Raw genomic sequence first — 21,169 nt, forward strand, 5'->3', positions numbered from 1 at the left:
TGATTTCAATCAACATCAAAAGATCGCAGCCTTCGGCAGCTCCTACATGGGATAGGCGCTCACTCTGTAGAAAGCTGCGATCTTTTGATCTTTTTCAGGCGGGTAAGCTGCGCAGGCGCTTGCCGATGACGTCCAGCACATCGCAGCCATCGCGCAGTGGAATGGCGCACAGCAATGCAAAGTCGCTGAGGATGACGGAGTCGCATTCGATCGAGCCGCGCATGCACATGTTTTCCAGGACCTGAACCACCGCGCGGATGCGGTAGTTGGCGGCGTCCATGAGGATGTCGAGGGGCACGTGGGTGTCGATGAACAGACTGGGCATGTCGCTGCAATTGCCGGTGAGGGCCATGAAGCGGTTGTCGGGGTGGGGGGTGATTTTTTCGTAGGGTGAATCAGTATGCATATTGGTCATTTTCCGGGTCCCATGATTGATAAACGTGAGCCGCCATCACACCTTCCTACGGGTTAGGGTGGCAGCTGTGCGCAGGAGTAGGAACCGAGCAATCATGGACCTCGGCCACGCCGAAGCGTGCCCCACGCACAGCCGCCGCGAACAATCTTACGGACTTGAACCAAGTGCCGCAAAAAGCCAACGAACTGTAACGTCATGAATGCGGGAATCCTTCACCCTGCCACCACTCTCGCAGTGACAACGAAAAGACTATCCCTGCAACCCACCACGCACCAGTTCATGAAAACCGCCGCGATTCGAAGGAAACGTCCGAAGCGTTTGCCCCGAAAATTCACTCTGCCTCTGCCAGCAAAAACTCCAGAAGCGCCGATCGTGACGAATCTTCCGACATCGATAATTTTAAAAACTGCCCGACCTTGCAGCGCAGCACCGCCTCGGGAAATGCCTCGAACATGGCTGGCTGTTCTTCGCTGAGCCATTGCAGAACATTGGCGACCCGTACGCCTTCATCGGTCTGCGCCAATACCGTTGGCGGCACGGTCCACCACGGCAAGACCCGCCCCGACACCAGCGCTCGGCCGCCGATTTCAAAGGCCTGGCCATTGATCAAGCCTCGCGAGACAACCGGCAGCAATTGCGCGGGATTGACCTCTGGCGACTGCAGAAGGGGCAGCAGAAACCTTCCGTCCCAGAACCGGAAAAACACCGTCTTACCGTCCGGCATCAGCACTTGAGTCAAGCTGCGAAAATGCTCGATTACCACTTCAAGGGCCGCCGAAGACACCGCCAGCCAACCCCAGTCTCGCGACTCGGTTTCAGCTACCCAGCGCAAAAACTCACTATCAGCAGCGACAATTCCCACATATGGCATCACCGCGTCCCACTCTGCATAAATCGTCTCGGCCCAGAGCGGATTTGCTGTGCCCTGCCAGGCCTCAAAAACATCGGCAGCGCTGGCACGGCTGAAAATCGCGAACAATTGCTCTGACGCTTGCAGCGGTTCGCGTGCCAGCCAATCTGCCGGCATCACGTTTTCAGGCTGCACAAATACCGTCCTTGCACCGCTCACACTCCTCGCAGAACGGCGCATCGCCTTTAAAGCTCATGATTTGTGCGGCAGTCAGGATGGCCGCCGGCGCTGCGGCGAATTTTTCCGACAGCCCCGGCACCTGCGGCGCAGCGCTGGTCGCCAGCATTGGCGCGCCGCCCACGACAATTGGCACGCTGCTGAAAATCCCGCCGGGGCCGATATTGATCCACTGCCCGCCGGCCTGAATCGTCGCACTCGCGCCGCCGTCGATGACCACTTGCTGGCCAGCGCTGATATGGATCTGCGCAGAGGCACTCGTGGCCTGACTGCTCACCCGAATCTGCTGGTCGCCGTGCACCGATAAATGGTCATCCTGCCTGACCTCGGTCTGCCGCTGGCCGTGGGTGATACGCTGCTCATCAGCTTTGAGTTCATGCCGGGCAGTGCCGCTGACGACCACACTGCGCTGATTGTCGACCTGTATCTGCTGGTCGTTGAGCACATGCTGGGTCCAGTTGCGCTGGGCACGCAGGTAGATTTCCTCGGCGCCTTTTTTATCCTCGATGCGCAGTTCGTTATAACCGCCACCACCCGGGCTGCTCTGGCTGCGGAAGATGCTGCGGGTTTTGTCGGCCGGCAATTCCAGCGGTACCGGTGTCGCGGCGTTGGGCAGGCACCCCATGACCAGCGGCTTGTCAGCATCGCCGTCAATGAAGCCGACCAGCACCTCCATGCCAACCCGCGGAATCAGCACACTGCCGTAACGGTCGTGGGCCCAACCGCTGGCGACGCGCAGCCAGCAACTGGAGTGCTCGTTCAGTTCGCCATCGCGATCCCAGGCCAGTTGCACTTTGACCCGGCCGTATTCATCGCAGTGGATTTCCAGGTCTTTCGGGCCGGTAACCACGGCGGGTTGGTAACCCGACATGCGCGGCTTCTCCGGCGCCAGTGCCGGGCGAAAGATCACATCCCACGGCGTGGCGACGAAAGTATTGCGGTAACCCTGAAAGGATTCGCCATCACTGGTCACCGATTCCTCAAGCACCTGTGGCTGGCGACCGCGATGTTCGACGGCAGTGAGCAGCCACAGATCATTCCAATCGTTGCGCGGATGTTCGGTGAGTTGCAGAAAATGTCCGCTGACCAATGAAGATTCGTCGCTGCTGCCTTCGGCCTGGCGGTAATCGGCGACATGCCGTTCAAGCGCGCGGCGCGTCAGGTGTTTGCCGGTTTCACGATCGTTGAATTGGCCGGGGAAGTGATAGTCCTCCAGCACCGGACGCTGTTCACCGTCACTGCGGCTTTGCAAAGACAGGCGCGGCTTTTCGAAGTTGTAGTCGCGCCGGGTAACCACACTGGTACGGGTTTCCACGCGCACGTTGAAACGCTGAATCGCCGGTGCGCCCGCCGACATGCCGCTGCCCGGTAGATACAGCGTCGGCTCGGGCAGTTTCGGGAACACGGTCTGGTCGTCGCCGAATACCAGCAGATGGCCTTCGGGGCTGTGTTGAAAGTGATAATGAATGCCGACTTCGGCACACAGGCGCTGGATAAAAGCCAGATCGCTTTCAGCGTATTGCACGCAGTACTCGCGTTCCGGGTATTGGCTGCCGAGACGAAATTCGAAGGCATCGCGCAGGATCGAATGGTCGTTGAGGATCTGCGCGACGATTTGCGGCACGCTCTGATGCTGGAAAATCCGCTGGTTGATGCGATGCCCCAGATACGTCAGACGCGGGACGAGGCTGAGGTGATAGCGTGTCAGACGTTTCCCGGAATCGCCCTGTCCGACCTGATAAATCTGACCGTGAATACCGCAACCCTGAGCGTCAAAACTCAAATATGCCTGACCATGCAGCAGGCTTTCCAGATCCAGGTCCGGCCGCTCGCTGACCAGTTCCAGTTCGAAGCGAAAGGGTTGGCTGATGGCTTCCCTGCCCGTGAACTCAAGGACCTTGAGGTCATGCTGGGCGCCTTCGAGGGTCAACGTGAAACGCGGTTGATTGGCAGACGCGAACATCCGATGTCTCTCTGCAGTGTGAGGGCGGGCGATTCTGCATGAGGGGCAAGGGGTCATGAGCAGGTGACGCGGAATTCAGATTTGCCCTACGTGGTTTGCTGAAAGGACCTGAGAACGCGGCGCCTTCGACTACAGACAAATCCCCCAAACTCCCCACTGAACAATGTGGGAGCGAGCTTGCTCGCGAAAGCGGCCTATATGCCAACATCTCCATCGACTGACACGGCGTCTTCGCGAGCAAGCTCGCTCCCACAGGGGATCTACACTGCGCTCAAGAATCACAGGCAATAAAAAACGGCCCGTCTCTTTAGGAAACGGGCCGTTTTTATGTGAGCCGAAGCTCAGTCCATCACTTGTTCAGATGGAAGTCTTTTTCCGCTGCCTCAAAGCGCTCAACCATGCCGCGAGTCGGTTCACCCGCCTTGCTGACAAAGTAGATGGCCAGGCTGGCGAAGATGAAGCCAGGAATGATTTCGTACAGACCCAGCAGTTCGAAATGCTTCCAGACCACCACGGTAATCGCGCCGACCAGAATACCGGCCAGTGCGCCGTTGCGGGTCATGCCTTTCCAGACCACCGAGATCAGTACAACCGGACCGAACGCTGCGCCGAAACCGGCCCAGGCGTAGGACACCAGGCCCAGTACGCGGTTGTCCGGGTTGGCCGCCAGTGCGATGGCAATCAGGGCCACCAGCAGCACCATGGCACGACCGACCCAGACCAGCTCCAGTTGCGAAGCGGACTTGCGCAGGAAGGTCTTGTAGAAGTCTTCGGTCAGTGCGCTCGAGCACACCAGCAACTGGCAGCTCAGGGTGCTCATCACCGCAGCCAGAATCGCCGACAGCAACACACCGGCAATCCATGGGTTGAAGAGGATTTTCGCCAGTTCGATGAACACACGTTCGTGGTTCTCGGTCACCGGACCTGCAACTTCCGGATGCGCCGAGAAGTACGCAATACCGAAGAAACCCACTGCGACAGTGCCGCCCAGGCACAGGATCATCCAGGTCATGGAGATGCGACGGGCATTGGCAATCGATTTGACCGAGTCTGCCGCCATGAAACGCGCAAGGATGTGCGGCTGACCGAAGTAACCCAGACCCCAGCCCAACAGCGAAATCACACCGATGAAAGTGGTGCCCTTGAGCATGTCGAAGTTGCTTGGGTCGTTGGCTTCGATCGCCAGGAACGTGGTGTCGACGCCGCCGGTAGCCAGCAGCACGATGATCGGCGTCAGGATCAGCGCGAAGATCATCAGTGTGGCTTGTACGGTGTCGGTCCAGCTTACCGCGAGGAACCCGCCGACAAAGGTGTAGGCAATCGTCGCCGCCGCACCGGCCCACAGCGCCGTCTCGTAGGACATGCCGAAGGTGCTTTCGAACAGACGCGCACCGGCGACGATGCCGGAAGCGCAATAGATGGTGAAGAACACCAGAATCACCACCGCCGAGATAATCCGCAGCAGGCCGCTTGTATCTTCGAAACGGCTGGAGAAGTAGTCCGGCAGGGTCAGGGCATCGCCGTTGTGCTCGGTCTGCACGCGCAGACGGCCGGCGACGAACAGCCAGTTCAGGTAGGCACCGACGATCAGGCCGATGGCGATCCAGCTTTCGGACAGACCGGACATGTAGATGGCGCCCGGCAGGCCCATCAACAACCAGCCACTCATGTCCGATGCACCGGCCGACAGCGCGGTAACGACGCTGCCGAGGCTGCGACCGCCGAGAATATAGTCGGAAAGGTTGTTGGTGGAGCGATAGGCCATGAAGCCGATCAGCACCATTGCTGCGATGTAGATCACGAACGTGATCAGGGTTGGATTGCTTACGCTCATTGAGTTACGCCCTGGCTTTGTTTTTATGTAGCGGCGGTGGTGAACCGCTCGCAAACGACGACGTTTGGCAGACGATTCGGGATCCCGCGCAATTTAGGACTGATGTTTCCCCAGGAAAGCCATCAGCCGGCGCACCGGGTTATTCCCGGTTGCACCTTGGCGGCGAATGCTATGCAACAAAGCAAATAAGGTGCAACCAGTTTCGCGAGAATTAGTTGCACCCAGTCGGATTAATCGATCAGCACCCCTTTTTTGCTCCCTTTTGTGGCAATCGCAAGCTTTTGCTAGAAGTAAAAGCACCAAGCAGGAGCAGCACTTTCGTACCAGAAATTATTTCCTGACGAGCTGCTTATTATTCCGGTAAAAAAAGGGTTGCACCCGGTTGCACCTGTTTCAGTGCACGGCTAATCTTGCGGCCAGCTGATGCCACGCAACTGTGGCAACCATGAGGATAAAAATATGGCTACCACCACCCTTGGGGTCAAACTCGATGACCCGACCCGCGAGCGCCTGAAGGCTGCCGCAACCTCGATTGATCGCACGCCGCACTGGCTGATCAAGCAGGCAATTTTCAATTACCTGGAAAAACTCGAGGGTGGTGCAACCCTGACCGAGTTGAACGGTTCGACCGCTAAAGACGCCGATGACGCTGGCGAAGTGCAGACCGATCACGCTCACCAATGCTTCCTCGAATTCGCCGAAAGCATCCTGCCGCAATCGGTACTGCGCGCTTCGATCACCGCCGCCTATCGCCGCCCTGAGCCGGAGGTGGTGCCGATGCTGATCGAGCAGGCGCGCCTGCCGGCACCGATGGCTGAAGCCACCAACAAGCTCGCCGCAACCATCGCGGAAAAATTGCGTAACCAGAAAAGTGCCGGCGGTCGTGCAGGCATCGTTCAGGGTCTGCTGCAGGAATTTTCCCTGTCGTCCCAGGAAGGCGTAGCGCTGATGTGCCTGGCCGAAGCACTGCTGCGTATCCCCGACAAGGGCACTCGCGATGCGCTGATCCGCGACAAGATCAGCACCGGCAACTGGCATCCGCATTTGGGCAACAGCCCGTCGCTGTTCGTCAACGCCGCCACCTGGGGCTTGCTGCTGACCGGCAAACTGGTCGCTACTCACAACGAAGCCGGCCTCACCTCGTCACTGAGCCGGATCATCGGCAAGAGCGGCGAGCCGATGATCCGCAAGGGCGTCGACATGGCCATGCGCCTGATGGGCGAGCAGTTCGTCACCGGCGAAACCATCGCCGAAGCGCTGGCCAATGCGAGCAAGTTCGAAGCCAAGGGCTTCCGCTATTCCTACGACATGCTCGGTGAAGCGGCACTCACCGAAGTCGACGCGCAGAAATACCTGGCCTCGTACGAACAGGCGATTCACTCGATCGGCAAAGCCTCCCACGGCCGTGGGATTTATGAAGGCCCGGGCATTTCCATCAAGCTGTCGGCACTGCACCCGCGTTACAGCCGTGCGCAGTACGAGCGCGTGATGGACGAGCTGTACCCGCGCCTTCTGTCGCTGACCCTGCTGGCCAAGCAATACGACATCGGCCTGAACATCGACGCCGAAGAAGCCGACCGCCTCGAGCTGTCGCTGGATCTGCTCGAGCGTCTGTGCTTCGAGCCGCAACTGACCGGCTGGAACGGCATCGGCTTCGTCATTCAGGCCTACCAGAAGCGCTGCCCGTACGTGATCGACTACGTGATCGATCTGGCCCGCCGCAGCCGTCACCGTCTGATGATCCGTCTGGTCAAAGGCGCATACTGGGACAGCGAAATCAAGCGTGCCCAGGTCGAAGGCCTGGAAGGCTATCCGGTCTATACCCGCAAGGTTTACACCGACGTTTCCTACATTGCCTGCGCGCGCAAACTGCTGTCGGTGCCGGAAGTCATCTACCCGCAGTTCGCCACGCACAACGCCCACACCCTGTCGGCGATCTACCACATTGCCGGTCAGAACTATTACCCGGGCCAGTACGAATTCCAGTGCTTGCACGGCATGGGTGAACCGCTCTATGAACAAGTTGTAGGCAAAGTATCCGAGGGCAAGCTGAACCGTCCGTGCCGCGTGTACGCACCGGTCGGTACTCACGAAACCCTGCTGGCGTACCTGGTGCGTCGTCTGCTGGAAAACGGCGCCAACACCTCGTTCGTCAACCGCATTGCCGATCAGTCGATTTCGATTCAGGAACTGGTCGCCGATCCGGTTGCGCAGATCGAGCAGATGGCCACCGTGGAAGGCGGTTTCGGCCTGCCGCACCCGCGCATTCCACTGCCGCGTGATCTGTACGGTGCCGAGCGCGCCAACTCCAGCGGCATCGACATGGCCAACGAACATCGCCTGGCTTCGCTGTCCTGCGCCCTGCTCGCCACGGCACACAACGACTGGAAAGCCGCGCCGATGCTTGGTTGCACTTCCAGCAACGAAACGCCGGTCGCCGTGCTGAACCCGGCCGATCATCGCGACGTGGTCGGCCACGTACAGGAAGCCACTGTCGAAGACGTCGACAACGCCATTCAATGCGCGCTGAACGCGGCACCGATCTGGCAGGCCACGCCACCGGCGGAACGTGCGGCGATTCTGGAACGTGCCGCTGACTTGATGGAAGGCGAGATCCAGCCGCTGATGGGCCTGTTGGCTCGCGAAGCCGGCAAGACCTTCGCCAACGCCATCGCCGAAGTGCGCGAAGCGGTCGATTTCCTGCGTTATTACGCGGTGCAGGCACGCAACGATTTCAGCAATGACGCTCACCGCCCACTGGGCCCGGTCGTATGTATCAGCCCGTGGAACTTCCCGCTGGCCATCTTCAGCGGTCAAGTCGCCGCCGCACTCGCCGCCGGCAACCCGGTACTGGCCAAACCGGCTGAGCAGACGCCGCTGGTCGCCGCTCAGGCCGTGCGCCTGATGCTCGAAGCCGGCATCCCGGAAGGCGTGCTGCAGTTGCTGCCGGGTCGCGGTGAAACCGTCGGCGCCGGTCTGGTCGGCGACGAGCGTGTCAAAGGCGTGATGTTCACCGGTTCCACCGAAGTCGCGCGCCTGCTGCAACGCAACATCGCCGGGCGCCTCGACAACCAGGGTCGCCCGATTCCGCTGATCGCCGAAACCGGTGGCCAGAACGCAATGATCGTCGACTCCTCGGCACTCACCGAACAGGTGGTTATCGATGTGGTGTCCTCGGCTTTCGACAGCGCCGGTCAGCGTTGCTCGGCGCTGCGAGTGCTGTGCCTGCAGGAAGATTCCGCCGATCGTGTCATCGAAATGCTCAAGGGGGCCATGGCCGAGAGCCGTCTCGGCAACCCTGAGCGCCTGTCCGTGGACATCGGCCCGGTGATCGACGCCGAAGCCAAGGCCGGCATCGACAAGCACATCCAGGGCATGCGCGACAAAGGCCGCAATGTCTATCAGGTGGCGATTGCCGACAGCGAAGAGGTCAAGCGCGGCACCTTCGTCATGCCGACCCTGATCGAGCTTGAAAGCTTCGACGAACTGCAGCGCGAAATCTTCGGCCCGGTACTGCACGTGGTGCGTTACAAGCGCAAAGAGCTGGATCAGCTGATCGGCCAGATCAACGCCTCCGGTTATGGCCTGACGCTGGGCGTGCACACGCGCATCGACGAGACCATCGCCAAGGTGATCGACAACGTCAACGCCGGTAACGTCTACGTCAACCGCAACATCGTTGGTGCCGTGGTCGGTGTGCAGCCGTTTGGCGGCGAAGGTCTGTCGGGTACCGGCCCGAAAGCCGGCGGCCCGCTGTATCTGTATCGCCTGCTGTCGACGCGTCCTGCCGACGCCATCGAACAGTCCTTCGCTCGCGGTGATGCTGCCGTTGCGCCGGATGTGCGTCTGCGCGAGGCCATGAGCCAATCGCTGAACGCCTTGAAAGCCTGGGCCGACAACAACAAGTTCGCGGATCTGAGCACCCTGTGCGTGCAATACGCGGCGCAATCGCAGAGCGGTATCACCCGCGTACTGGCCGGCCCGACCGGCGAGAAAAACAGCTACGCGATCCTGCCGCGCGAGCACGTGCTGTGCCTGGCGGAGGTCGAAGGCGATCTGCTGACGCAACTGGCGGCGGTTCTGGCGGTAGGCGGTTCGGCGGTGTGGCCGGAATCCGAGCTGACCAAAGCGCTGTTCGCACGGCTGCCGAAGGAAGTCCAGGCGCGGATCAAGCGCGTTGCCGACTGGAACAAGGACGAAGTGGTGTTCGATGCTGTCTTGCATCACGGCCACTCCGACCAGTTGCGCGGCGTCTGCCAGCAGATCGCCCAGCGTGGCGGTGCCATCGTTGGGGTTCAGGGCCTGTCCCAGGGCGAAACCAACATTGCCCTGGAGCGCTTGGTGATCGAGCGGGCATTGAGCGTGAATACCGCTGCGGCGGGGGGTAATGCCAGTTTGATGACGATCGGTTAAATCCAATATCCGGGCTGCCGCAATGGCCGCCCGGTACGCCATCCTCCTGTGGGAGCGAGCCTGCTCGCGAAGACGGAGTGCCAGACGACATGAATGTTGCCTGACCCACCGCTTCGCGAGCAGGCTCACTCCCACAGAAGATCAAAAGATCGCAGCCTTCGGCAGCTCCTACATGGAAACGTATTCCAAATGTAGGAGCTGCCGAAGGCTGCGATCTTTTGCTTCTGCATCACGCTCATCAATCATCCTATCCACCCTCTATTCCCCGCCTTAGACTCGCCCCAACCCCAACTTCCAGGTAGGCCGCCATGTCCGAGACGCTGCTCAGTTCCCGCAATCTGGCTTTCGAGCTGTACGAAGTCCTTGATGCCGAGGGCCTGACCCGGCGTGAGCGTTTTGCCGAGCACAATCGCGAGACCTTCGACGCCGCCATCGGCACCGCGCGCAACATCGCCGAAAAGTACTTCGCCCCGCACAACCGCAAGGGTGATGAAAACGAGCCGCGCTATGAAGATGGCCAGGCCATTCTGATTCCCGAAGTGAAACCGGCGGTGGATGCCTTTCTCGAAGCCGGTTTTCTCAACGCCGCACGCAGTTTCGAGGCCGGCGGCATGCAACTGCCGACCCTGCTGTCGCAAGCCTGCTTTGCGCATTTCCAGTCAGCCAACGCGGCTTCGACGTCCTACCCGTTCCTGACCATGGGTGCGGCCAATCTGATCGAGAGCTTCGGCAGCGAGGAGCAGAAACGGCGCTTCCTGCAACCCATGATCGACGGACGCTTCTTCGGCACCATGGCCCTGACCGAGCCCCATGCCGGTTCGTCCTTGTCGGATATTCGTACCCGCGCCGAGCCTGCATCCGACGGCACCTATCGCCTCAAGGGCAACAAGATCTTTATTTCAGGCGGGGATCACCCACTGTCCGAAAACATCGTGCACATGGTGCTCGCCAAGCTGCCGGACGCCCCGCCAGGGGTGAAAGGTATTTCGCTGTTTATCGTGCCGAAGTTTCTGGTCAACGATGACGGCAGCCTCGGCCAGCGCAACGACGTGCTGCTCGCCGGGCTGTTTCACAAGATGGGCTGGCGCGGCACCACATCCACGGCGCTGAACTTCGGCGATAACGGCGAGTGCGTCGGCTATCTGGTGGGCAAGCCACACCATGGCCTGAGCTACATGTTCCAGATGATGAACGAAGCGCGCATCGGCGTCGGCATGGGCGCGGTGATGCTCGGTTATGCCGGTTATCTGTATTCACTGGAGTACGCCCGCGAGCGCCCGCAGGGTCGGGTGCCAGACAGCAAGGACCCGACCACGGCGCCGGTGGCGATCATTCAGCACGCGGATGTAAGACGTATGTTGCTGATGCAGAAATCCTACGTCGAAGGTGCATTTGACCTAGGCCTGTATGCCGCGCGGCTGTTCGATGACACCACCACGCTGGAAACCGAAGCCGAACGCAAGCAGGCGCATGAGCTGTTGGACCTGCTGACGCCAATCGTCAAATCCTGGCCATCGGAGTTCTGCCTGAAGGCCAACGAACTGGCGATCCAGATTCTTGGCGGCCACGGCTACACCCGTGAATATCCGGTTGAGCAGTACTACCGCGACAACCGCCTGAACCCGATCCACGAAGGCACCCACGGCATCCAGTCGCTGGATCTGCTTGGGCGCAAACTGGCGCAGAACGGTGGCGCCGGTCTCAAGCAGTTGATTCGATTGATCGCCACCACGGCCGAACGTGCCACTGCGTACGACTCGCTGAGCGCACTGCGCGAACCGCTGGAAAAACTCGTTGCACGCGTGCAAACCGTGACCATCGGCCTGCTGACCGATCTGGCCCAGGGCAAGGTCAACAGCAGTCTGGCGAACTCGGCGCTGTACCTGAAAGTGTTCGGTCACACGGTGATTGGCTGGCGCTGGCTGGAACAGGCGATTCGCGCCGAGGAAGGACTGGCCAGGGGCAATGCTGCCGACGCCGACTTCTATAAGGGCAAGTTGCAGGCGGCGCGGTATTTCCTGACGTGGGAAGTGCCGGGTTGCCAGCATGAGCTGGATTTGCTGCAGGCGCGGGATGATACGTGTCTGGGGATGCGGGAGGCGTGGTTCTGATCAAGAATCCGTTTAGCTGGTGAAATCCAATCGCGAGCAGGCTCACTCCTACAGCTTGGAATGCGTACCCCTGTAGGAGTGAGCCTGCTCGCGATGGCGTCAATCTGGGCGATACATCTCTCGGCTCAACTTGAACCCACCCATCTGCCGCGCCAGGTCATCCGCCAGCCGCTGCAACATCTGACAATCCTCACGACACGCACGAACCTCCCCAGCCGTCGCCCGCGCCAGATCGGAAATCCCCTGCACGTTGCGGTTGATCTCTTCGGTCACCGCCGATTGCTCTTCGGTCGCCGTCGCCACCTGAAGGTTCATGTCGCTGATGCGCTCGACCTGGCCGGTGATCGCCGTCAGTGATGCGCCGGTCCGCTGGCTCGACTCAACCCCGGTACCCGTCGCGGCCTGACCAGTGCGCATCGAAGACACAGCATTTTCTGCACCTTGCTTGAGGCTGCCGATCATCAGTTGAATCTCGTCGGTCGAGGCCTGGGTTCTGCATGCCAGAGTGCGTACTTCGTCGGCAACCACCGCGAATCCACGGCCCATGTCGCCGGCACGGGCGGCTTCGATGGCGGCGTTGAGTGCAAGCAGATTGGTCTGTTCGGAAACGCCACGAATCACCGCCAGCACCGAATCGATCGAGGCCACTTGCTGCGCCAACTCACCGACCGCCCCTGCCGCCACACCAATTTCATCGGACATGCTTTCGATATGTCGGATCGAACCCCCGACCACTTCCCGCGCTTGCAGCGCTTCACAGATAGCTCTGGGCGAGGCGGTTGACCACCAGGGTATAAATGCCAACCACGATCACGATCACGATGCTGATCAGCAGGGCCGCGCCCATGCCGAGATTCAACTGCCACTGAATACTGCGTCGCCACCACTGCATGGAGCCCCCCCCAAGGAATAAGAGAGGCAACTACTGCAACTGTCGCGCCGATTGTATACAACTTTTCTAGTTTATTTACTCAATTTCCTAAGCATATCGCACCAAAAAAACATGCTTCACCTGTCAGATATGACAGGTCACATCAGGTGCACACGCAGTTATGGTTAAGACGCGGCGATTGCGTCGCGAGCATGAATCAAGATTCTTTACTATTCGGCAAGGAGAGTTTCATGAAAAACCAGAACGAGGCCGCGCGATCAATGCAACTAGACACCTTCATTTTGAACGCGCACCTGAATGATGGCGTATGGGTCGATGAGAAACGCGATACTGTCGTGAAAAAAGTCTTCCGCGCGGATGATAAGGGTCAGTATCACGCCCTCATTACCCTGAGCTCCGGCGAGATTTATACGACAACTCAGCCGATATCGATAGAAAAGCGCGGTGATTACTTGAGGAAGGGGGATCACGTGGTCATCGGTCAGAACATCAGCGTTGTAACCGCTCTTTGGTATCAGCAAGTAGAAGATCAATGGGTCAAATATGCCACTTGGACCCCCGCCTGAATATTCGTATACATCTGCAACAGGGACGCCTCTGTCTTAGAGGCGTCGCTTCTAATACTCAGCCTTGCTGCCCAATGGTCTTGGAAATGACGTCGACCGTGGCGCTGACTTGCTCTTGATAACGGTCGAGTTCTTCTTTGTGCCGCTTCTTCATTTCGATCTGCTGCGAGCACAGATTCATCGCCGCCAGCACCAGCAAGCGATCGCCGATCAGCGTCGGGTATTTGCGCTTGGTGTCTTCCAGCGCGGCCTTGAGCATCATGGCAGCGTCCAGCAAGGTCTGTTCTTCCCCCGCCGGAGCCTTGATCGAATAGTCCTCGCCGAGAATGGAGATGACTTTTACCCCTGCTGTGCCGTGGTTCATGCGCTGACGGGACCTGCGTTGACGCGATCGACCAGCGCCTGGATGCGGGCGGCGGTGGCGCCGTGCTTCTCTTCCTGCTCCATCAGGTTCAGTTGCAGGCTTTCGTTTTCATCCTTGGCCTGGGCCAGTTCCGTGGACAGGGTCTGGTTGGTCTGCAGCAGGGTCTGGTTCTGTTGCACCAGGTCGCTGACGAGCTGTTCCAATTGGCTGAGGGATGCTTCCAACATTTTGATCTTCCAAGCGTTTTTCAAAGGGCGCGTACGATAAAGAAAAGTCACCACGGATGCCAGGGTTAAACCGGCGCAAGGCCTTGATTTTCCTGGGTGGCGAAGCTTCTCGCGAGTTTAAAAGACTGTGAATGGTCGATCTGGTTCCTGCACTTCGTCGCCAAGGCCTGCGTGCGACAAATACGCACACCACCTCAAGACTTTAGTCGCATGACCGATAAGTCACCCATACAGCAGTCTCAGCCCGCATGGATGCGGCCCTTTTCGGTATCCGCCCATGTCCCTTCGCAATATGAATATCGCCCCCCGGGCGTTCACCGGTTTCGCCCTGATCGGCGGCCTGATGTTGATTCTGGGGGTGTTTGCCCTCAACCAGATGAGCAAGATTCGTGCGGCCGGCGAAGACATCGCCACCGCCAGCGTGCCATCGATCAAGGCCCTCGACGAATTCACCCAACTGACCCTGCGTCTGCGCGTGCTGTCCTATCGTTTGCTGATCAACCGCGAACCCGACGTGCAGCAGAAAACCATCGAACTGTTCGACATGCGCAACCGCCAGATCAGCGATGCGCAACGTGCCTACGAGCCGCTGATCTCCGGCCCTGAAGAACGCGCGGCGTACGATCAATACGTGCAGTTGCTGGCGCAGTACCGTCAGCTTGAAGAGCGTATGAAGACCCTGTCGCGCAACAATCAGGTCGACGAGTTGCGGGAGATGCTCAACAGCGATTTGCTGAGTAACTCTGAAGCGGTGAACACCGCCCTCGCGCGCTTGCTGGAGATCAACACCCAGCAAATCGCCGAGACCGATCAGGGCGCCAAGGATCAATACTCGATGTCATTTGATCTGGTCGTCACTCTGCTGGTGATCGCCAGCGGCTTGACCCTGCTGTTCGCCTGGCTGCTGACCGTGAGTATTACCAAACCGATTTCCAAAGCACTGGAAGCCGCAGAAACCATCGCCGAAGGCAATCTGACCCAGCCGATCCATGTCGATGGCGACGATGAAGCCGGGCGCCTGCTGGCGGCCATGGCGAAGATGCAATCGAAGCTGCGCGACACCCTGCAGCGCATTTCCGGTTCGGCCACGCAGCTTGCGTCTGCGGCGGAGGAGCTTAATAGCGTCACCGACGAAAGCGCTCGCGGCCTGACCCAACAAAACAACGAAATCGAACAGGCGGCCACCGCCGTCAACGAGATGACCAGCGCCGTCGAAGAGGTCGCGCGCAACGCAGTCAGCACTTCCGAAGCTTCGAAAAACGCCACCGCTTCGGCTGGCGACGGTCGTGATCTGGTGCAGGAAACCGTCAGCGCCATCGAACGAATGAGCGCCGATGTGCAGAGCACCGCGTCCTTGATCGGCGATCTGGCCAATGAGTCGCGCGATATCGGCAAGGTACTCGACGTGATCCGTGGCCTCGCCGACCAGACCAACCTGCTCGCGTTGAACGCAGCGATCGAAGCGGCCCGTGCCGGTGAAGCCGGTCGCGGCTTTGCCGTGGTGGCAGATGAAGTGCGCGCCCTGGCTCATCGCACCCAGCAATCGACCAGCGAAATCGAACGCATGATCGGCAGCATCCAGAGCGGCACTGAACATGCCGTGGATTCGATGCGCAACAGCACCGAGCGCGCCGAGTCGACGTTGAACATCGCCCGTGGCGCCGGTATGTCGCTGGACACCATCAATAGCGCCATTGTCGAAATCAACGAGCGCAATCTGGTGATCGCCAGCGCTGCCGAAGAGCAGGCGCAGGTGGCGCGGGAAGTCGACCGCAACCTGGTCAACATCCGTGATCTGTCGGTGCAATCGGCGACCGGGGCGAACCAGACCAGCGCGGCGAGCAACGAGCTGTCGCGATTGGCGCTGGACCTGAACAACATGGTTGGACGGTTCAGCCTGTAATCTTCAAAAGCAAAAGATCGCAGCCTTCGGCAGCTCCTACAGGGGTGTACATCAAGCCTGTGTAGGAGCTGCCGAAGGCTGCGATCTTTTGATCTGATCGTTCCCACTGCGTGGGAACGATCACCGAGCGCAAAAGCTTTTTGACAGCATCACATTTCAACAGGTTAGAATCGCTGGCACGCAGACTGCATGGTCAGTTTGCGCCCTGTCTTTCCGCTTCTGGAGTACTGCCTTTGAATGCGACGACCATCAACAGCCTGTTCTTGATCGGCGCGTTGCTGGTAGGCGCAAGCATTCTCGTCAGCTCGCTGTCTTCACGCCTCGGCATTCCGATTCTGGTCATCATTCTCGCGGTCGGCATGGCTGCCGGGGTCGATGGTGGCGGGATCATTTTCGATAATTACCCGACGGCCTATCTGGTCGGCAACCTGGCACTGGCAGTGATTCTGCTAGACGGCGGCTTGCGCACGCGGGTGTCGAGTTTCCGCGTGGCGTTATGGCCGGCGCTGTCGCTGGCCACGGTCGGTGTGCTGATCACTACCGGGCTGACCGGAATGGCTGCCGCGTGGCTGTTCGACCTCAACCTGATTCAGGGCCTGCTGATCGGCGCGATCGTCGGTTCGACCGACGCCGCTGCGGTGTTCTCACTGCTCGGCGGCAAGGGTCTCAATGAACGGGTCAGCGCCAGCCTGGAAATCGAATCCGGCAGCAACGACCCGATGGCGGTGTTTCTCACCGTCACCCTGATCGACATGCTCGCCAGCGGCCAGACCGGCCTGCACTGGAGCCTGCTGACCCACCTGATCCGCGAGTTCGGCATCGGTGGTGTGATCGGTCTGGGCGGCGGTTGGGTGATGCTGCAACTGGTCAACCGCATCAATCTCGCCGCCGGGCTCTATCCGATTCTGATCATCGCCGGCGGTCTGGTGGTGTTCGCGCTGACCAACGCTTTGCACGGCAGCGGTTTCCTCGCCGTGTACCTGTGCGGTCTGGTCATCGGCAACCGCCCGGTGCGCAGCCGTCACGGCATTCTGCACATGCTCGACGGCATGGCCTGGCTGGCGCAGATCGGCATGTTCCTGGTGCTGGGCCTGCTGGTCACACCGCACGACCTGCTGCCGATCGCCCTGCCCGCTCTCGGCCTTGCGCTATGGATGATCCTGTTCGCGCGGCCGCTGTCGGTGATGGTCGGCCTGCTGCCGTTCAAGGCCTTCCACGGTCGGGAAAAAGCCTTCATTTCCTGGGTCGGCCTGCGCGGCGCGGTACCGATCATTCTCGCAGTATTCCCGCTGATGGCCGGTCTGCCGCAAGCGCAGCTGTACTTCAATCTGGCCTTCTTTATCGTGCTGGTCTCGCTATTGGTGCAGGGCACGAGCCTGCCGTGGGTAGCCAAGCTGCTTAAAGTGACGGTACCGCCGGAACCCGCGCCGATTTCCCGGGCGGCGCTGGAAGTGCATGTGACCAGCGAGTGGGAGCTGTTTGTTTACAAGCTCGGCGCGGAGAAGTGGTGCATCGGGTCGCCCCTGCGTGAGCTGAAAATGCCCGAAGGCACGCGCATTGCGGCGCTGTTTCGTGGTCAGCAACTGCTCCATCCGTCGGGTAGTACGGTGCTGGAAGTCGATGATTTGTTGTGTGTTATCGGCCACGAACACAACCTGCCGGCCCTCGGCAAACTGTTCAGCCAGGCGCCGCAACGCGGCCTAGATCTGCGTTTCTTCGGCGACTTCGTGCTCGAGGGAGACGCCCAGCTTAAAGCGGTTGCCGCGCTGTATGGCTTGCCGGCCGAAGGCATCGATCCGGACATGACGCTGGGCGCTTTCATTGCCCAGAAAGTCGGCGGTGCACCTGTCGTCGGCGACCAGGTAGAGTGGAATAACACCCACTGGACGGTCGCGGTCATGGACGGGAACAAGATCGGCAAAGTGGGCGTCAGATTCCCCGAAGGAAGTCGCCCGGGCCCCGGACTCTTCCTCTAAACTGCGTCCACTCTCACTTGCTTGACCGGTCTCTATGCCTACCCTGCGCTCCATTTTCGCCGCGGCCCTGCTGGGCCTGAGTCTCACTGTCGGCCCGCTGCACGCTGCCGAACCACCCTCCAGCGACGCCGTGCAGGCCAGCCTCGACAAGCTGGCTGACAGCAAACTGCCAGATGCCGACAAGAAGACCCTGCAGGCCGTCCTGCAGAACACCCTCAATCAGCTGAACAACCAGCGTGATTACGAGCAGAAGCTGATCGATCTCAAGCGTCAGCTGGCCAGTGCGCCGAAGCAGACGATTGAAAACACCCGCGAACTCAGCCGCCTCAAGGCGACCGCGCCAGTGCCGGTGGCGCAGCGCTTTCCAAAAGAATCGATCCAGCAACTGGAGCAGATCCTCACCGATCGCTCGACTCAGCAAAGCGATCTGCAAAAAGCCCTGGCCGACGCCAACAGCCTGATCATCACCGCGCAAACCCGCCCCGAGCGCGCACAGGCCGAGATTTCCGCGAGCCAGACGCGCATCCAGCAGATCAACACCATTCTCAAGTCCGGCAAGGACACCGGCAAAACGGTCACCGCTGAACAGCGTGATCAACTGAATGCCGAGCTGGCCGCACTCAATGCTTTGATTCCGCTGCGCCGTCAGGAACTGGCTGGCAACAGTCAGTTGCAGGATCTGGGCAATGCCCAGCACGATTTGCTCTCGGAGAAATCCGACCGCCTCGACCGCGAGATTCAGGAACTGCAGACCCTGATCAACCAGAAGCGTCTGGCACAGTCGCAGGAAACCGTTACCCAACAGTCGATCGAAGCGCAAAAGGCCGGCGGCAGCAGCCTGTTGGCGAGTGAGAGCGCCACCAACCTCAAGCTTTCGGACTATTTGCTCAAGAGCACCGATCGTCTCAACGAAGTCACCCAGCAGAACCTGCAGACCAAACAGCAACTCGACACGTTGACCCAGAGCGATGCAGCACTGGACGAGCAGATCAGCGTGCTCAAGGGCAGCCTGCTGCTGTCGAAGATTCTCTACAAACAGAAACAGGCTCTCCCCCATTTGAAGGTCGATCGCGACCTTGCCGACCAGATCGCCGATATTCGCCTGTATCAGTTCGATGTCAGCCAGCAACGCGAGCTGCTCAGCAACCCGGCGACCTATGTCGACAACTTGCTGGCCACGCAGCCACCGGAACAAGTCACTCCACAACTGCGCAAGAGTCTGCTGGATCTGGCCAACACCCGCGCCGATCTGCTGGAACGGCTGAACCGCGAACTGAGCGCGATGCTCAATGAATCGATCACGCTGCAGCTCAACCAGAAACAACTGCTGAGCACCGCGCAAAGCCTGCGCGCGACCCTCGACGAACAAATGTTCTGGATCCCCAGCAACAAGCCACTGGACGTGGAATGGATGCGTGGGGTGCCGGAGCGACTGCAGCGGCAGGTCAACACCCTGCCCTGGGCTTCGAGCCTGAGCGAACTGACCGATGGCCTGACCCAGCGCCCGCTGCTGTTTTTGCCACTGGCGTTGCTGATCGGTGCATTGCTGTGGCGACGCAAGGCTCTGTACGGAAGACTCAACAAGGTTCACCAGGACATCGGCCACTTCAAACGCGACAGTCAGTGGCACACGCCGCAGGCGATCCTGATCAATATCCTCCTGGCAATGCCGGTGGCGCTGGGTCTGGCGTTGTGCGGGCTGGCCTTGCAGATCGACGCGCGCGGGCAGAACGCCAATATGGGCGCAGCGCTGTTGCAGATGGGCCAGGCCTGGCTGGTGTTCTACACCGCTTACCGGATTCTCGCGCCCGGCGGTGTCGCGGAATTGCACTTCCGTTGGGAAAAACCCCAAGTGGAGTTTCTTCAGGGCTGGGTGCGCCGACTCGGGTTGGTCGTCATGGCACTGGTCGCCGTCGTGGCGGTCGCCGAATTGCAACCGGCGGCGCTGGCCGACGATGTGCTCGGCATGCCAGTGGTGTTGACTTGCTATGCCTTGATGGCGTGGCTGCTCAGTCGCCTGCTGATCAGCAGCCCGACGCACCAGAATGCCTCGCTGTTCCGCAAAGCCGTCGGCGTGATGTTCACTCTGCTGCCGATCGCCCTGTTCGTCGCAGTGTGCTTTGGCTACTACTACACCGCACTGAAACTCAGCGACCGCTTGATCAACACCCTGTACCTGCTGATGTTCTGGCTGGTGATCGAGGCCACCTTCGTGCGTGGCCTGAGCGTTGCCGCACGGCGTCTGGCTTACCAGCGCGCGCTGGCCAAACGGCAGGCAGCGAAAGAAGCGGGCGACGGCGAAGCGGTGATCGAAGAGCCGACGCTGGACATCGAAAAGGTCAACGAACAATCCCTGCGCCTGATCCGTCTGGCCCTGCTCGGCGGCTTCATTGCCGCGCTGTACTGGGTCTGGTCGGATCTGATTTCGGTGTTCTCGTATCTGGACAACATCACCCTTTACGAATACACCAGCGGCACCGGCGCCAACATGAGCATGGTGCCGATCAGCATCGGCGACATGCTCGGCGCACTGATCATCATCGGCATCACCTTCGCCCTCGCGCGCAACTTGCCCGGCCTGCTCGAAGTGTTCGTGCTGTCCAAGCTCAATCTGGCCCAGGGCAGTGCTTACGCGACGACGACGCTGCTGTCATACGTGATTGCCGGCGTCGGCTTCGTCACCACACTGTCGACTCTCGGCGTGAGTTGGGACAAATTGCAGTGGCTGGTGGCGGCGCTGTCGGTGGGCCTCGGCTTCGGGATGCAGGAGATCTTCGCCAACTTCATCTCCGGCATCATGATCCTCTTCGAGCGCCCGGTGCGGATCGGCGACACCATCACCATCGGCAACCTGTCGGGCACGGTGAGCAAGATCCGCATCCGCGCCACGACCATCACCGACTTCGACCGCAAGGACATCATCGTCCCGAACAAAACGTTCATTACCGGGCAGCTGATCAACTGGTCGCTGACCGACACCATCACCCGCGTCACGCTGAAGCTCGGCGTCGATTACGGCTCGGATCTGGATCTGGTCAAGGAACTGTTGCTCAAGGCCGCCCGCGAGAACCCGCGTGTGCTCAAGGAACCGGAGCCACACGTGTACTTCCTCAACTTCGGCGAAAGCACCCTCGACCACGAACTGCGCATGCATGTGCGCGACCTCGGCGACCGCAACCCGGTGCTCGATGAGGTCAACCGTTTCATCAACCGCGAGTTCAAGAAACAGCACATCAACATCTCGTTCCGACAGATGGAGGTCTACCTGAAAAACCTTCACGGACAGGAATACAAAATGGTGCCCGTGGAGCCCGAGAACAAAACCATCGTGCCGATCGTCGACGGGCAGAAACCCGCGCAGGAACCGCCGCCGGCCAAACTCGACTAACGGACATGATCCCAGCAGAATGCTCGGACA

13 protein-coding genes and 2 pseudogenes are annotated in these 21,169 nt (G+C 59.9%); 7 read left to right on the top strand and 8 right to left on the bottom strand.

Going from position 1 to position 21,169, the window contains the following annotated elements; all coding sequences use genetic code 11:
* Positions 1-94: 94 nt before the first annotated feature.
* The 4 genes from VNV36_RS02330 to putP all read right to left on the bottom strand — a co-directional run bounded on the left by VNV36_RS02330 (position 95) and on the right by putP (position 5,299).
* Positions 95-415, bottom strand: coding sequence for a hypothetical protein (locus VNV36_RS02330; protein WP_325715862.1), 321 nt, complete (start codon positions 413-415; stop codon positions 95-97).
* 331 nt (positions 416-746) lie between these two features.
* A complete protein-coding gene (locus tag VNV36_RS02335; protein ID WP_414705490.1) occupies positions 747-1,442 on the bottom strand; it encodes a DUF4123 domain-containing protein in 696 nt (231 codons plus the stop codon).
* 7 nt (positions 1,443-1,449) lie between these two features.
* A complete protein-coding gene (locus VNV36_RS02340) occupies positions 1,450-3,465 on the bottom strand; it encodes a type VI secretion system Vgr family protein (protein ID WP_325715866.1) in 2,016 nt (671 codons plus the stop codon).
* A gap of 349 nt (positions 3,466-3,814) precedes the next feature.
* A complete protein-coding gene (putP, locus tag VNV36_RS02345) occupies positions 3,815-5,299 on the bottom strand; it encodes a sodium/proline symporter PutP (RefSeq protein ID WP_325715868.1) in 1,485 nt (494 codons plus the stop codon).
* A gap of 459 nt (positions 5,300-5,758) precedes the next feature.
* On the opposite strand from putP, the gene putA reads away from it, so the two are divergent.
* Both putA and VNV36_RS02355 read left to right on the top strand, forming a co-directional pair.
* Positions 5,759-9,712 carry a trifunctional transcriptional regulator/proline dehydrogenase/L-glutamate gamma-semialdehyde dehydrogenase gene (putA, locus tag VNV36_RS02350; protein ID WP_325715870.1) on the top strand — a complete coding sequence of 1,318 codons (3,954 nt, stop codon included), beginning with the start codon at positions 5,759-5,761 and terminating at the stop codon, positions 9,710-9,712.
* Positions 9,713-10,020: 308 nt separating this feature from the next.
* Entirely contained in the window at positions 10,021-11,823 is a 1,803-nt protein-coding gene (locus VNV36_RS02355; RefSeq protein WP_325715872.1) for an acyl-CoA dehydrogenase, read from the top strand.
* 99 nt (positions 11,824-11,922) lie between these two features.
* Here VNV36_RS02355 and VNV36_RS02360 read toward each other — a convergent pair whose 3' ends face one another.
* Both VNV36_RS02360 and VNV36_RS02365 read right to left on the bottom strand, forming a co-directional pair.
* Complete coding sequence (locus VNV36_RS02360) at positions 11,923-12,525, bottom strand: methyl-accepting chemotaxis protein (RefSeq protein ID WP_414705489.1); 603 nt, start codon at positions 12,523-12,525, stop codon at positions 11,923-11,925.
* A 52-nt stretch (positions 12,526-12,577) separates the two neighbouring features.
* Complete coding sequence (locus VNV36_RS02365; protein WP_325715873.1) at positions 12,578-12,715, bottom strand: hypothetical protein; 138 nt, start codon at positions 12,713-12,715, stop codon at positions 12,578-12,580.
* A gap of 230 nt (positions 12,716-12,945) precedes the next feature.
* Here VNV36_RS02365 and VNV36_RS02370 point away from each other — a divergent pair, with 230 nt between their 5' ends.
* The gene (locus VNV36_RS02370; RefSeq protein ID WP_325715874.1) at positions 12,946-13,281 is read left to right on the top strand and encodes a hypothetical protein; all 336 of its coding nucleotides are present in this window, start codon (positions 12,946-12,948) and stop codon (positions 13,279-13,281) included.
* Positions 13,282-13,339: 58 nt separating this feature from the next.
* Here the strand turns inward: VNV36_RS02370 and VNV36_RS02375 are convergent, their stop codons facing one another.
* On the bottom strand, positions 13,340-13,645 hold the full coding sequence (locus VNV36_RS02375; protein ID WP_325715876.1) for a cell division protein ZapA: 306 nt from the start codon (positions 13,643-13,645) through the stop codon (positions 13,340-13,342).
* On the bottom strand, positions 13,642-13,872 hold the full coding sequence (locus tag VNV36_RS02380) for a hypothetical protein (RefSeq protein WP_122508526.1): 231 nt from the start codon (positions 13,870-13,872) through the stop codon (positions 13,642-13,644). The genes VNV36_RS02375 and VNV36_RS02380 overlap by 4 nt, the downstream gene beginning before the upstream one ends.
* 343 nt (positions 13,873-14,215) lie before the next feature.
* Here VNV36_RS02380 and VNV36_RS25700 point away from each other — a divergent pair.
* The 4 genes and pseudogenes from VNV36_RS25700 to mscK all read left to right on the top strand — a co-directional run.
* Positions 14,216-14,872 (top strand): annotated as a pseudogene (locus tag VNV36_RS25700) (MCP four helix bundle domain-containing protein); the annotation flags it as partial.
* 303 nt (positions 14,873-15,175) lie between these two features.
* Positions 15,176-15,775, top strand: a pseudogene (locus VNV36_RS25705) (methyl-accepting chemotaxis protein); the annotation flags it as partial.
* Between the two features lie 233 nt (positions 15,776-16,008).
* The gene (locus VNV36_RS02390; protein ID WP_325715883.1) at positions 16,009-17,751 is read left to right on the top strand and encodes a potassium/proton antiporter; all 1,743 of its coding nucleotides are present in this window, start codon (positions 16,009-16,011) and stop codon (positions 17,749-17,751) included.
* A 34-nt stretch (positions 17,752-17,785) separates the two neighbouring features.
* Positions 17,786-21,139 carry a mechanosensitive channel MscK gene (mscK, locus tag VNV36_RS02395; RefSeq protein WP_325715885.1) on the top strand — a complete coding sequence of 1,118 codons (3,354 nt, stop codon included), beginning with the start codon at positions 17,786-17,788 and terminating at the stop codon, positions 21,137-21,139.
* Positions 21,140-21,169 lie beyond the last annotated feature (30 nt).

Source organism: Pseudomonas sp. (assembly GCF_035554175.1).
In the GTDB taxonomy this organism is placed as follows: Bacteria; Pseudomonadota; Gammaproteobacteria; order Pseudomonadales; family Pseudomonadaceae; genus Aquipseudomonas.

Excerpts from the sequence above, each read along its gene's own strand:
- VNV36_RS02365 (WP_325715873.1), bottom strand. The coding sequence starts at position 12,715 with ATGCAGTGGTGGCGACGCAGTATTCAGTGGCAGTTGAATCTCGGCATG.
- VNV36_RS02380 (WP_122508526.1), bottom strand. The coding sequence starts at position 13,872 with ATGTTGGAAGCATCCCTCAGCCAATTGGAACAGCTCGTCAGCGACCTG.
- VNV36_RS02370 (WP_325715874.1), top strand. The coding sequence starts at position 12,946 with ATGAAAAACCAGAACGAGGCCGCGCGATCAATGCAACTAGACACCTTC.
- VNV36_RS02340 (WP_325715866.1), bottom strand. The coding sequence starts at position 3,465 with ATGTTCGCGTCTGCCAATCAACCGCGTTTCACGTTGACCCTCGAAGGC.
- VNV36_RS02335 (WP_414705490.1), bottom strand. The coding sequence starts at position 1,442 with ATGCCGGCAGATTGGCTGGCACGCGAACCGCTGCAAGCGTCAGAGCAA.
- mscK (WP_325715885.1), top strand. The coding sequence starts at position 17,786 with ATGCCTACCCTGCGCTCCATTTTCGCCGCGGCCCTGCTGGGCCTGAGT.
- VNV36_RS02360 (WP_414705489.1), bottom strand. The coding sequence starts at position 12,525 with ATGTCCGATGAAATTGGTGTGGCGGCAGGGGCGGTCGGTGAGTTGGCG.
- VNV36_RS02330 (WP_325715862.1), bottom strand. The coding sequence starts at position 415 with ATGACCAATATGCATACTGATTCACCCTACGAAAAAATCACCCCCCAC.
- putP (WP_325715868.1), bottom strand. The coding sequence starts at position 5,299 with ATGAGCGTAAGCAATCCAACCCTGATCACGTTCGTGATCTACATCGCA.
- VNV36_RS02375 (WP_325715876.1), bottom strand. The coding sequence starts at position 13,645 with ATGAACCACGGCACAGCAGGGGTAAAAGTCATCTCCATTCTCGGCGAG.
- VNV36_RS02355 (WP_325715872.1), top strand. The coding sequence starts at position 10,021 with ATGTCCGAGACGCTGCTCAGTTCCCGCAATCTGGCTTTCGAGCTGTAC.
- putA (WP_325715870.1), top strand. The coding sequence starts at position 5,759 with ATGGCTACCACCACCCTTGGGGTCAAACTCGATGACCCGACCCGCGAG.